Genomic DNA, 12926 nt, shown 5'->3' on the forward strand with positions numbered 1-12926 from the left:
TCAGTGCGTCTCCTGAAACTGCTGCCACAGGTTTAACAACTCGACCTGATTGAAATTCTCCACGTTCAGATGCACTGCGCTGGCCTCATAAGTCTGGCCTTGTGCGTCTTGCGCCCAGAACACGATTTCCCGAAGCACAGGATCTGCTCCACCCGAAACACGCAGTGTTACTGGTTCGGATTGGCCGGCAGGCGTTTTCATGACACCGTGTATTTGCGTATCACCGTCAGGCATCTGCGTTTCATCGCTAATCGTAAAGATACCCGTTTTGACCAGCGCCTGCGGATCACCCGAGAGCATCCGGTCGAGTATGGTAAGCTCCAGCGCTCCGCGCCCTTCATTAAGCGCAGAAAAACCACCGGCAGGGTTCAACTGATATAGCCCGTCCTGCGCCACGATCAGCGTCGACTCAAAAGGCGTTTGGGTCGCCCAGATCAGCCCCTCACCGGGCAAAAGGGCAAACGAACCCGTTGTTTCAAGCATAACATCGTGTTCGGGCAAGTAGCGCGACTGATTGAACGTGCCGCCCAAAGGTGCGGCCGCCGCCAGACTGGTAACCAGATGCGCCAATAAGACCAGAGCAACACGCACGATCATGCGGCCTGATCGCTTTGTTCTTCGACTTTGCAGCGGAAGGTGGCCGGTGTTTCGAATTGCATGACACCTGTATCTGCTGCGACGCAAACCATCGTCGTCTGACCTTTAGTCAGGCGCGCTTTGGTCGCGATATCAACAACCTGATAATCAATGACCATGCGGTTGAGATATTCCCGCAGGGTCGCCGTCACCCGAATACGCATCCCGAACCGTGCGGGTGCAACGTATTTCACTCGCAGATCAACCACTGGCCAGCCGAACCCATCCTCACGCATCTGCGGATAGTTATATTCCAGCTTGTCCAGCAGGGCGCAGCGTGCCTCTTCGAACAGTTTTACATAGTTGCCGTGCCACATGATCTCCATCGGATCGAGATCGTAAAACTGCACGCGGGTCTCAATGCTGGCCGAGATCATCGTCAAATCTCCCACACGCGGTTGTGGATGTCGGCGGTCAGCTTGCGCAAAACCGCGTCCAAGGGGCGGTCCTCGTCGATCCGAGGGATCGTTTCCCCCAATTGCTCCAAGAACGTTTGGGTGTCCGGTGTTAGCTGATTGCTCTGCAATTCGCCGCGTTCCAAACGCAACAAGATGGCCTGATGGACGGAAATCAGTAGCGCTGCCGCTACTTGTTCGGTCAGTGTGCAAACCCGCAGTGCATCCCGTGAGGCAATGGTTCCCATGCTGACCTTGTCCTGATTGTGACACTCGGTCGAACGCGAAAACACGCTGGCGGGCATAGTGTTCTTCAACGCCTCAGCCGTCCAGGCCGAGGCTCCGATCTGCAAGGCTTTCAGCCCGTGGTTGATCGGCGCACGCTCGGGTGCAGCACCGGACAGGTTCGAGGGCAGGCCGTGATTAAATTTGGTGTCCACAAGCAACGCCATCTGGCGGTCCATCAGGTCGGCCAGATTGGCCACGAGGTTCTTAAGCGAGTCGGCCACAAACGCCATGTGACCGCCATAGAAGTGTCCCCCGTGCAGGATGCGGTGGTCATCTGGATCGATCAGCGGATTATCGTTGGCGCTGTTGATCTCGGTCTCTACCATCTGCGTAAATTGCGGCAGCATGTCGAACAGCACACCGATCACATGAGGTGCGCAGCGGATCGAGTACCGGTCCTGCAGGCGCGCGGGTTCGTAATCGGCACCCAGATCGGCCAGATCCGCGCGTATACGTGCCGCTGCTTCGGCCTGACCGGGATGGGGTTTTGCCTCGAACAAGCGGGCATCGAAATGGGCAGGGTTGCCGGTCAACGCGATAGCGGCCAGCGACGTGATGCGGGTTGCCAAACGGCCCAGATAGACGGCCCGTTCCATCGCCAGCGCAGTCAGCGCGGTCATCACCGCAGTCCCGTTCATAATCGCCAATGCTTCTTTAGGGCGCAGGGTGATCGGGCGCAGGCCCGCCTTGTCCAAAGCCTGTGCCGCAGGCATCACTTCGCCCTGATAGGTGACGTCTCGCTCGCCGATCAAGGCCGCCGCGACGTAGGACAAGGGTGTCAGGTCACCGCTGGCCCCTACTGATCCTTCAGAGGGGATACAGGGCAGAATATCGTGATTAAGCAGGGCCGCCAGCAAATCCACCAACTCTTCGCTGACGCCTGAAAATCCGTGCGTCAATGAGCTGAGCCGGACAGCAAGCACGGCGCGGGTCTGTTCGGGTGTCAACATCTCACCCAGACCGCAGCCATGGAACCGGCTCAGATGCAGGGGCAGTTCGGGGACCAAGGCAAGCGGAACGGCCCGGATAACACTGTCTCCGTACCCGGTTGTTACACCATAAATTTCTCCATCTTCTTCCAGCAAGCGATCCAGATAGGCCGTGCTGTCCCGCATCTTGCTGCGATAGGTTGGGCAGGTGTTGACCACCGCGGTCACCGCAGGCTGGCGCGCAATGCGAACGATGTCTGAACAAGAGATGTTCCGGCCGCCGAAAGTGATGCTCGCTATTGGAAAATTCATCGTGTTTTTTGCTCCGGAGCCCAGAAGTTGAAAAAGTTGAACCACTGATAGGGTGCTTTGCGGATCTGTGCCTCAAGGAAAGCTGCGTAGCCGCCCGCATAGTCGCTAAGACCCTGTGCCCGGTTCGCCCGTGGCAAATGTACCCTGTCGGCCAACTTTTCCCAGCTGACCTCGAACCGTCCATTACGCCGGTAGCACCCCATCATGTAGACCGGGCATTCCAGCAGATGCGATATCAGGAACGGACCCATTGGAAAGGCGGCCTCGTCACCCAGAAACGGAATGCGAACCACATTGTCGCGTGCCTCGACGGGCGTTCTGTCTGCCGCGATGACCAGCCATTCTCCCCGCTGTACACGGTCATAGAGTTCACCGGCGATCACCGGGTTCAGCGCTGTAACCTCGATCAACTGGGCCTGCGAACCGGGGTCCAGCTTTCTGAGGACGCTGTTGAAGTTCTCGGCATGTTTGGTGTGGGCAAAGATATTGACCACAAAAGCTTTCTGTTTCGACGCCACCGCCCGAAGGACCTCGGGGTTGCCCTGATGCGACACCAGAACGACAATGCCCTGCCCTGCCCCGACTTGGTCGCGCAACGAAGCAACGCCGTCGCCCAACCACACGTCCTCGGCCCCGATATCTCCATTCCAGGCGCTGGCCTTATCCAAAGCCGCGCGGCCGAAATTCAGAAACTGCCAAAAACTGTGATACCATGCGGTGCCGCAACGAACCCCCGCCTGCCGTGCCCGGGACAAATATTGGCCTGACGCCCGGCGCGCGTCGCCCGAACAAAGGAAGGCCACTGCCACAACGGGGGCGATCAGCACCATAGCCGCCCGTGCGCCCAGCAAACGATAAATTGTGGCCACGCAGCGAATGCCCCAATAGGTTCCGCGTTCTCTCTGATCTGCCCAGTGTGCCGATCTGACAGGGCGCACCCAACCGAACAACCGCCGATAGAGCATCGAAAACACAAGTCGTGTGTGCATCTTCGAGATCGCGATGTTGTCCCGCAGCGCATCGAAATTCGAATGGTTCTCAACCGGATAGTTCACTTTCACCGGGATTTGGCGCACCGGCGTTCCATTCCAGAACATGCGCACCATCACTTCGATGTCGAAATCCATCCGGCGGCCCTGGACCTCATTCTCGCAAACCTCAAGCGTGCGCCCCACCGGGTAGACCCGCAGACCACACATCGTATCCTTGATCTGAAAGGACAACGTTTCCACCCAGACCCAGAAATGCGTGACATACCGCCCGATGCGGCGTCCCCATGGGGCGTCACTTTCATAGATCGGGCGCCCGCTCCACAACGTGTCGGGCGCGCCGCGGGCATTGGACAGCAACTCTTCGACTGCATCGAGATCATGTTGTCCGTCAGCATCCACTTGCACCGCGTGTGTGAACCCGAGGGCCTGTGCCTCTTGCAAGCCACGAACGACCGCAGCCCCCTTACCACCGTTTTGCGGGCAGCGAAAAACGCGGACCGAACCGTCGGGCCGAGCCACTTGCGCAATCGCCGAGGCCGCTGGTTCCGCCGACCCGTCATCCACAACAATCACCGGCAGGCCAAGTTGTGTCAAACGCTCCACTATCGATGGCAGCCCTTTGTAGTGATTGAAGCTGGGGACCAGCGCGCAAGGTTTGAACTTGGAAATAGCGCCGGTCATGCTGGCACCAGTTCGACAATACCGCTGGCATGTTCACCAAACGCCGAAGCAATTGTAAATTTCACGCGGCCCCGCTCAGGCTGGTATTCCAGTGTCAGCTCAAGAAGCGTCTGCGGTTCAACGACTTTTTTGAATTTCAGGTTCCGCGTGCCTGCCACCGCGCGACCACAACCAAAAGCCTGATCGGCCAACTGAACCGCCCAATCAAGCAAAGCAATGCCCGGAACGATAGGCTTGTCTGGGAAATGACCCCTCAGGCATGTCAGCTCTGGGACCACGTCCAGCGACATTACGGCATGCGAACCTTCGGAGGCAACAATCTTGAACGGCGGCAAATCAGTCGCGCGAGGGTCCTGCACACACACCGCCGGATCATACGTCTCTTTGTGGTCGAACACAGCCATACTCACCCCGAAAAAAGCGCAGCTAAGGCTGCTGCTTGTATTTTGCCCCGTTCATTGGTCGGAATCTCTTGAACAAACCGCCACAGTTTGGGCGCAGAAGCCGCGTTTTCAGATGTTCTTATCGCGGTTGAAAGGTCGCGTTCGAGCCTGAATTTGCCCTTGCTCTTTAGCAATTGCTCGCCCTCGGGCGTGAGGGTTGCAACCATTGCCAGTTTTTGGCCCTTATCGGTGTCCAGACCAAGTGCTGCGGCGTCCAGAACACAAGAGTTTGCCTGCGCAAGCGCCTCGATCCGAGGCAGCGAGACGCGGACACCTTCAATCTTGAGCACACGATCATTTCGTCCGCTCAGCTGAAAACTGCGCCCATCTGGCGACATTACGCACAAATCCGACGTCTCGAACCAATCACCACCAGGCGTCACTGCCGAGCGAACGGCCAGACACCTAGAAGCCGTTTGCCTAATTTCGACGCCGGGAAACACCGTCCATTGTGTCCCTGAAACAGACTGGGTTCGAAAGCCGATGCCGCCGGTCTCGGTGCTGCCATAGACTTCAACCGGAAAGGAACCGGCAATCTGGGCCATGGCATTGGCGCTGTCGGCCATCAGCGGCGCGCCGGAGGAGAACACCATCACCGGTGCCCGTTCTGATACCTTTCTTGACGCAAGGCGCACCATGTGCGCAGGGCAAGAGACGATTACGGTTGGGCATTCCGCGGAATGGTCCAGCGCCGCGTCCACGGATATCTGCCGCGGTACAAACAGCGCGCGCCTGGTACCCAACGGCCAAACGAGGCTAAACAGAATGCCATAGATATGGTGGTGTGGGACTGTAGCCACGACCCGAGCGCCAGCGATCTCCGACCCGAATTGCTGGTGCAAGGTTTCAGCCTCGGCCTCAATCTGTCGCCAGGTTTTCGGCACCGGCTGCGGCACGGCTGTCGAACCGCTTGTGAAGAAAATCAGCTTGCACTCGCCCGCCTCTGGCAGGTGCAGTGCCTGATCTGAAGCCCGCGCGGCAGGTGTTATGCGTGCAATCTCGGCATCTGTAATCAGATGATCGAACTCATCGGCCCGATCTTTAAGCCCTTCGGTTGAGGTAACCCCGGGCAGGATCGCAATGCCCCGGCACGCGAAACACGCCAGTAGCGCCGCTAGAAAAGCTGATGGATCTTCGCAGGCAATCGCAATCCTGTTTCCATCCCTTTGGTGCCTGCGCTCGGCGAAATCCTCCGCTAGTGCGCGCGCCAACGCCAGGACTTCACCTACGGTTGTGGCAACAGCGCAACCTTGAAACAGCGCCTCGTTTGCCGGCCAGTTCGGCAAATCGCACAGTGATCGAAATGAGTTCAAAGTATTCCTGCTCGTTCAATATAGACAGGCGGCCGTTTCTTTGGCGTCTGTGCCCCAAAAATGAATTCAGATACTCTGTACCGACAAACCAGGCTGAGGGGCTGTCTCGCCCGTCTCAAACCGGTCGCTGCACTACAGCAAGCGCGGTTTGAGCGTCAATACAAAAGGCATATCTGAGCCCGCCCGCAAACCCTTCTACCCAGTCGGATGTGGCGGTTTGAACACAATGATCTGCTGTTTTATCTGCTATTTCGGCAAACTGATTTTGGGCACCACATTTCACACACGCCTCCCACAGGGTCCAGAGCAGGTAAAACCGTGTCTGATCCTTGGGCGGGGCTCTGCCGGGCCAGGCCACCTGAGCAAGCTCGACCCAGTTCGGACGATCCTGCAGAATTTCCAGATCCACGCCAACCTGTCCTGCCTCAGACAATGCAACGCCAACAAACCCACCGCGATGCGTTATCGACGCCCAAAGCCACATGTTTTCAGCTACATAGGTTAACGGGCCGTCCCGTGGATCGCTCAGCGTTGCATGGCGCATTTCGTCACGATCCTGAACCGCTTCGGCCAACAAGGCGCGTGCGGTCTGCGATTGGATGGCCCGGCGCTGTGACCGGTTCCGGGGCTCTTTCTCCAGCTTCGCAGTCAGGACAACACAACTTTGCCCAAGCAAAAGCTGCGGTTTCAAGGGACAAAAATGCGCCATACCCGGTGCAGCTACGTCTTCCGCACGGAAACGTCATTGCGACTAAACGTCATCCTTGAATATTCCGGGCCGCCCTGACATTGCTGCGCCAATTCGAGCATTTTTCCGAAACTAACATCATTGGTCCAAAAGACGCATGGCAGCCAACATACGACTTTCAGCCGCCTTTTTCCTGACGCTTGCGATTGCGGGCTGCACAAGTGACGTGCAAAGCCTTGACGCCAACCAGACAACATCTTCTGGCCAGTCATACACGCCACCGCTGATCGAACGTGTCACGCCAGTCTTCACGCCGGTCATCAATGTTCCGCAAGGTCCAAAGCACCTGTCATCATCGGATGTGGAACAGGCTATCCTGCGCGGAGCGGGCGCCCGCGATCAGTGGTTTGTGACCAACAAGCAACCCGGCCAGGTGGACCTGACCGTCGTTGTGCGGTCGCATCAGGCGCGGGTCAGGGTTCTCTACAACACCAATACGGTCAGCATTAATCTGGTCGACAGCACAAACCTGATGCAATCCGGGAACAAGATTCACCGGAACTACAACAAATGGGTCATCCTGCTGCAACGCGAAATCGAAACTGAGTTGCTGAAAAAGGCCGGGGGGAGCAACAGCTGACCCGCACTGACCAGACTTTTTTTGCGGGACCCTGCCGGTATTGGGATGAACAGGGCGAAGGTATCCCGGGCTTCGTGGACGCGCCGCAAAAGAATGTACCCCCGAAAATTCGCCGGCGTCTGAGCGATTATGCCCGGACAGCCTTAGGCACCTATCTGGCGGCCGAGGACCCTGCGGACTCGGATTTGATCTTTGCGTCCAGATACTCGGACATGCAGGAAACGCTCAAGCTGCTGACTGAACTCAACCAGCAAGAGCTTCTGTCGCCGACTGCCTTTTCGACTTCGGTGCACAATGCGGTCCCCGGATTTGCAACCCTGATCCGAACTTTGCGGTCGCCCCACTCCGGCATTTCCGCCGGAGTCGACAGTTTCATCATGGGCCTAACCGAGGCCCTGACCCGCGCCGCCTTTGATCCGACGCGCCCGGTCACATACCTGTTTCACGAGTCCGCCCTGCCCGACGAATACCGCGCATACGCCCCCGAAGGTTCGGATTGCCTTACCCTTTGTGTGTCGCTTTCGGCCCGTCCGACTGCCGTTCACGATCGTGCATTTGTTCTGTCTCATGCGGAACTAAAAAAGACGAACGAACAACCCAACGATCTGAATAATGCCCGCGCGTTTGTACGGTTGCTGGGTGATGAAACGACCGAAGCCCAACTGCACGCAACCCGGCGCGATCTTTTAATGAGACGCGTCGATGCGTAAGCTAAACTATTATTGGCGTGTTCTGGCCACGGGCATTTCTTTTTCGATCTTCGGACTCGGCAGCCTTGTTCTGGGCGCCATCTGGTTTCGCCTGCTGGCTCGTATAGAATCCGATCCGGCCGAGCTCGAGCGGCGCAGCCAACGCGGTGTCAGCCTGACCTTCAACGTTTTCTTGCAGGTGATGACCGTGTTGGGAGTGGCCCGGTTCCACTATCGCGACATGCAAAACCTGGTGACGGCACCCGCGGCGGATGGCAAGGGACGGCTGATCATTGCAAATCATCCGACGCTGATTGACGTCATCGCCTTGATTTCCCGCATGCCAAACGTGCAATGCATCGTGAAACATGAACTGTTTTCAAATTTTTTCATTTCACCCGCGGTTACGGGCGCAAATTATATTCGGAACGATGAAGACCCGGAAAAGCTGGCTCAGGATTGCATCGACGCAATCAATTCGGGCAAATCCATTGTCGTCTTTCCGGAAGGCACGCGAACACCCGCCAGCAATGTAATGAAGTTTCACCGTGGGTTCGCCGCCGTGGCCTGCGCAACGCAATGCGAGATCGTCCCGATCACCATAACCGTCAACCACAGAACGCTGATGAAAGGTGTGCCATGGTATCGGGTTCCCCCCGAGCGCCTTTCGTTGACACTGACTGCCTTGCCCATTGTATCAACCAGAGATCTGTGTGATACGACCTTGCCCATGCCTGCGCGCAAACGGCACCTTTCAAGAAATGCACAGAAGATTTTGGAGGTATCCCTTGGATATCCAAACGCTTGAACAACGACTTAAGACACTGATTATTGAGGCGCTTGCCCTTGAAGATGTGTCTGAATCAGACATTTCCTCGTCAGAGCCGCTGTTTGACGGTGGTCTTGAACTGGATTCGATCGACGCGCTGGAGGTGGGTGTTGCCGTTCAAAAGACCTACGGTGTCAAACTTGATGCGAACTCGGATGAGGTGAAGCAGGCGTTTTATTCGGTTGCTACTCTGGCGCAGAAAATCTTTTCCGAGCGCGGAGGCGCTAATGTCTAAACCAGCCAATTTTGATGAGGTTTTAGACCTCCTGAAGCAGTATCTGGAGGAAGACTTCGAGGTGTCACCTCAAGACGTGCTACCTGACGCCCGCCTATATGAGGATCTGGACCTCGACAGCATTGACGCGGTCGATCTGATTGTCCGCTTTCAGCGGGATATCGGAAGACGCTTCTCAGCAGAAGAGTTCAAATCGGCGCGAACCGTTAAGGACGTCGTCGACGTAGTAGTGGCGAACCTCTGAGGTCGCCCGCAGCACGTAAGTTGATGACCATCTTTCGCGCCTCACTTTCTTTTGTTCTGGCTGCTTGCCTGATCGCTTTTCCGTTCGCGGCTTTCTGGTTCTCGTCCTTTGCCCATCCGTATTGGCTGTTTGCCGTTGCGGTCACGCTGAGCATTCTTCGGTTTGCCATGACAGGAAGAACAGCCACCGATCTTCTTGTACCGCAACTGATCTTCTATCTTGTTGTGATGGCCTTAGCTCTTTTAGCGTTTAAGGATCAGGCCTATCTGCTACACCCTTTTGCTATGAGTGGTTCCTTTGCTTTGGTGTTTGGAATTAGCCTCACGAAAAAACAATCCCTAATCGAAATGCTCGCGCGTTTACGAGAACCCAATCTGCCGGCGTCCGGGGTTGCCTATACTTGGAACTTGACGCGCATCTGGTTCGTATTTCTGGTCCTGAACGCGCTAGTCGCTGCACTGACCGCGCTGTTTGCACCAATCGAAGTCTGGGCCTTTTACAACGGCTTTCTGTTTTATTGTTTGTCTGGGATGCTGCTGGTCGCGGACATTTTGTATCGCCGCTTCTTCGTAGCTCACGCTTAACAACTAATTTCCGATCGGCCCAAGGCGCACTAGCAATCAAGAGCGAAGTCTGTGGCGAGTGGGTGCGGGACCCCGACAATCATCGCAGCAGGTATCAGAACGAAGGAAGCACCTTATGGGCGGAAAGCAATTGGCTTAACGAAGCATTGGCGTCCTGCAAATGCAGTATCGCGTTCAAAATTGATTTCACGAAGTACAAATCTACCAAAAGCTACGATGAGTCTTCTGGTGTGAAAGCGATATATATCGGATTAAAACGTAGCGGGCAGGCCCCACGCTTTTGGTTTGCCAAAAAAGCTTCGCAAACCATGTACTAGGCGGCAAATCTGATTTGCTGTCTTCACCATTGAGGCCGTCCAGCACGATCCTGACCTTCTGTTCCGCAGAGTAAAGTTTGCGCGTCGCGCGACGAATGTCTTTACGACTTTCTCGCCGTGGCTCTGCTTGGTTCCGGGTTTCTGTCTCATCTCCACTTCTTGGTGGCCACGATGTACCAGCAGCGCTATCGCCATTCATCAACTCCGCTAGACAGGAGAAAGGCCCCGGAAGAATTCCGTGGCCGTTTTCTTATATCACCAGGCAAAATGACCTATTGAAACGTTTAGGTCATGTCGCGTGAAACGCCACACCTGTGGGGGTCTCAGATCAACCACATTTGGAATGACCGCAGCTACGGCAGGTCATGCATCCTTCGATCATCACCATGTCGAACTGGCCGCAAGATGGGCAGGCCTTCCCACGAGGTGCGTCCATATTGACCACCTTCGCCTGAGGGTCGGATTTCAGGCCCATGCCCTCACCTTCCAGAAAACCAATATTGACCAAGTGCTGCTCGATAACACCACCGATGGCGGCCAGAATCGAAGGGATATACTTGCCCTGCACCCAGGCTCCACCGCGCGGGTCGAAAACTGCCTTTAGTTCTTCGACGACAAAGGACACATCCCCGCCCCGGCGGAACACAGCCGAGATCATCCGGGTCAGCGCCAGTGTCCAGGCGTAGTGCTCCATATTCTTCGAGTTGATGAAGACCTCGAACGGACGGCGGCGGCCACCGATCACGATATCGTTGATCGTCAGGTAGATCGCGTGCTCGCTATCCGGCCATTTCAACTTGTATGTCGATCCTTCCAGCGTTTGTGGCCGGTCCAGCGGCTCGGACATATAGACCACTTCGCCATGGTCGGCCTCATGCGGTGCGTCTGCACTTTCGCCCGGCACCTTGTCGTCGCTTTCGGAGACGGTCAGCACCGAACCTGTCACATCGTTCGGGCGATAGGTCGTACACCCCTTACAGCCCTGATCCCAGGCCTGCATGTAGACATCCTTAAAGGCGTCAAAGCTGATGTCCTCAGGGCAGTTGATCGTTTTTGAGATTGAGCTGTCGATCCATTTCTGCGCCGCCGCCTGCATCTTCACGTGGTCGGATGGGGACAGCGTCTGCGCGTTGACAAAGAAATCCGGCAGCTCTTTGTCGCCAAATTTATCCCGCCACATCTGTACGGCATAGTCGACGACCTCTTCCTCGGTGCGTGAGCCATCTTTCTGCAAAACTTTGCGCGTGTATGCGTAGGCAAAGACCGGCTCGATCCCCGAAGACACGTTGCCCGCGTACAGAGAGATCGTCCCCGTCGGCGCAATCGAGGTCAGCAGAGCATTGCGGATGCCATGTTCGCGGATCGCGGCGCGCACGTCCTCATCCATCTGCAGCATTGTGCCGCTGGCCAGATATTTCTCGGCATCAAATAAGGGGAACGCGCCCTTCTCCTTCGCCAAATCGACCGACGCAAGATACGCGGCGCGGGCGATCGCGTGCAACCAGCGCTCGGTCTGACGCGCCGCCTCGTCAGAGCCATAGCGCAGACCCAGCATCAGCAGCGCATCCGCCAACCCGGTCACGCCCAACCCGATGCGGCGCTTGTCCTGCGCTTCGGCCTCTTGTTCGGCCAGCGGGAATTTCGACGCGTCCACCACGTTGTCCATCATACGGACGGCGGTGGCGACCAGTTCTTGCAGTGCTTCTTCGTCCAGATGCGCCGCATCCTCGAACGGCTCAGCCACCAAGCGTGCCAGGTTGATCGAGCCCAACAGGCATGCACCGTAAGGCGGCAGAGGTTGTTCACCGCAGGGGTTCGTCGCTGCGATGGTTTCGACATAGCTCAGGTTGTTGGCCTGATTGATCCGGTCGATAAAGATCACGCCCGGCTCGGCATAGTCATAGGTGGCCTGCATGATCTTGTTCCACAGATCACGCGCCTGAACGGTGTGATAAACTTTTCCATCGAACACCAGTTCCCAAGGGCCGTCGGCCTTGACCGCCTCCATGAACGGGTCAGTCACCAGCACCGACATGTTGAACATGCGCAGGCGGGCCGGGTCGGATTTGGCGGTGATGAACTGTTCAATATCCGGGTGATCGCAGCGCATGGTCGCCATCATCGCCCCGCGGCGTGAACCTGCGGACATGATCGTGCGGCACATCGCATCCCAGACATCCATAAAGCTCAGCGGGCCAGAGGCATCCGCCGCCACCCCTTTCACATCCGCGCCGCGCGGACGAATGGTCGAGAAATCATAGCCGATGCCCCCACCCTGCTGCATGGTCAGCGCGGCCTCTTTCAGCATATCGAAAATGCCGCCCATGCTGTCGGGCACGGTACCCATGACGAAACAATTGAACAGGGTCACTTGCCGGGCGGTTCCAGCACCTGCGGTGATGCGGCCAGCGGGCAGGTATTTGAAATCTTCCAGCGCCTCAAAGAACTTCTCTTCCCAATGGGCAGGGTCTTTCTCAACCCTTGCCAGATCACGGGCAATACGCCGCCAACTGTCCTCGACCGTCTGGTCGATGGGCGTGCCATCCGCTTGTTTAAAGCGGTATTTCATGTCCCAGATCTGCTCGGCGATGGGGGCGGCAAAGCGGCTCATTGGTGATTCCCTGTACTGAAAGAGGTATCCAGACTACCCCAAATCACACCCACACCACAACACCTTGATGACGACGCGCAGCGAGCTACAATATAAAGAT

General features: G+C 56.7%; 14 protein-coding genes. 6 read left to right on the plus strand and 8 right to left on the minus strand.

All coding sequences use genetic code 11. From position 1 onward, the window contains the following. From ACOQOY_RS01975 to ACOQOY_RS02005, 7 genes are all read right to left on the minus strand, one after another. Entirely contained in the window at positions 1-597 is a 597-nt protein-coding gene (locus tag ACOQOY_RS01975) for a LolA family protein (protein ID WP_420583809.1), read from the minus strand. Next, on the minus strand, positions 594-1013 hold the full coding sequence (locus ACOQOY_RS01980) for an acyl-CoA thioesterase (protein ID WP_420583810.1): 420 nt from the start codon (positions 1011-1013) through the stop codon (positions 594-596). Before ACOQOY_RS01980 ends, ACOQOY_RS01975 begins: the two co-directional genes overlap by 4 nt. 2 nt (positions 1014-1015) lie before the next feature. Further along, positions 1016-2560, minus strand: a complete 1545-nt coding sequence (locus tag ACOQOY_RS01985; protein WP_420583811.1) for an HAL/PAL/TAL family ammonia-lyase — start codon at positions 2558-2560, stop codon at positions 1016-1018. Next, positions 2557-4233 carry a glycosyltransferase family 2 protein gene (locus tag ACOQOY_RS01990; RefSeq protein ID WP_420583812.1) on the minus strand — a complete coding sequence of 559 codons (1677 nt, stop codon included), beginning with the start codon at positions 4231-4233 and terminating at the stop codon, positions 2557-2559. Before ACOQOY_RS01990 ends, ACOQOY_RS01985 begins: the two co-directional genes overlap by 4 nt. After that, positions 4230-4637, minus strand: coding sequence for a hypothetical protein (locus tag ACOQOY_RS01995; RefSeq protein WP_420583813.1), 408 nt, complete (start codon positions 4635-4637; stop codon positions 4230-4232). The genes ACOQOY_RS01990 and ACOQOY_RS01995 overlap by 4 nt, the downstream gene beginning before the upstream one ends. A 2-nt stretch (positions 4638-4639) precedes the next feature. After that, a complete protein-coding gene (locus ACOQOY_RS02000) occupies positions 4640-5887 on the minus strand; it encodes an AMP-binding protein (protein WP_420583814.1) in 1248 nt (415 codons plus the stop codon). 217 nt (positions 5888-6104) lie between these two features. After that, a complete protein-coding gene (locus ACOQOY_RS02005) occupies positions 6105-6680 on the minus strand; it encodes a 4'-phosphopantetheinyl transferase family protein (protein ID WP_420583815.1) in 576 nt (191 codons plus the stop codon). A gap of 154 nt (positions 6681-6834) precedes the next feature. Between ACOQOY_RS02005 and ACOQOY_RS02010 the strand changes: the two genes are divergently transcribed. From ACOQOY_RS02010 to ACOQOY_RS02035, 6 genes are all read left to right on the plus strand, one after another. Further along, on the plus strand, positions 6835-7317 hold the full coding sequence (locus tag ACOQOY_RS02010; protein ID WP_420583816.1) for a hypothetical protein: 483 nt from the start codon (positions 6835-6837) through the stop codon (positions 7315-7317). A gap of 74 nt (positions 7318-7391) precedes the next feature. Continuing rightward, positions 7392-8027, plus strand: a complete 636-nt coding sequence (locus tag ACOQOY_RS02015; RefSeq protein WP_420583817.1) for a beta-ketoacyl synthase chain length factor — start codon at positions 7392-7394, stop codon at positions 8025-8027. After that, positions 8020-8814 (plus strand): lysophospholipid acyltransferase family protein, encoded by a 795-nt coding sequence (locus ACOQOY_RS02020; RefSeq protein WP_420583818.1) that lies wholly within the window; start codon positions 8020-8022, stop codon positions 8812-8814. Before ACOQOY_RS02015 ends, ACOQOY_RS02020 begins: the two co-directional genes overlap by 8 nt. Then, positions 8795-9070 (plus strand): phosphopantetheine-binding protein, encoded by a 276-nt coding sequence (locus ACOQOY_RS02025; RefSeq protein WP_420583819.1) that lies wholly within the window; start codon positions 8795-8797, stop codon positions 9068-9070. Before ACOQOY_RS02020 ends, ACOQOY_RS02025 begins: the two co-directional genes overlap by 20 nt. Then, positions 9063-9314, plus strand: a complete 252-nt coding sequence (locus ACOQOY_RS02030) for an acyl carrier protein (protein WP_420583820.1) — start codon at positions 9063-9065, stop codon at positions 9312-9314. Before ACOQOY_RS02025 ends, ACOQOY_RS02030 begins: the two co-directional genes overlap by 8 nt. Positions 9315-9337: 23 nt before the next feature. After that, positions 9338-9898: a hypothetical protein gene (locus tag ACOQOY_RS02035; RefSeq protein ID WP_420583821.1), complete on the plus strand. Its 561-nt coding sequence runs from the start codon at positions 9338-9340 to the stop codon at positions 9896-9898. A 645-nt stretch (positions 9899-10543) separates the two neighbouring features. Here the strand turns inward: ACOQOY_RS02035 and ACOQOY_RS02040 are convergent. Further along, positions 10544-12826, minus strand: a complete 2283-nt coding sequence (locus tag ACOQOY_RS02040) for an adenosylcobalamin-dependent ribonucleoside-diphosphate reductase (RefSeq protein WP_420583822.1) — start codon at positions 12824-12826, stop codon at positions 10544-10546. Between the last annotated feature and the right edge of the window lie 100 nt (positions 12827-12926).

The sequence above is a fragment of the Ruegeria sp. genome (genome assembly GCF_965221235.1).
Lineage (GTDB): Bacteria > Pseudomonadota > Alphaproteobacteria > Rhodobacterales > Rhodobacteraceae > Ruegeria.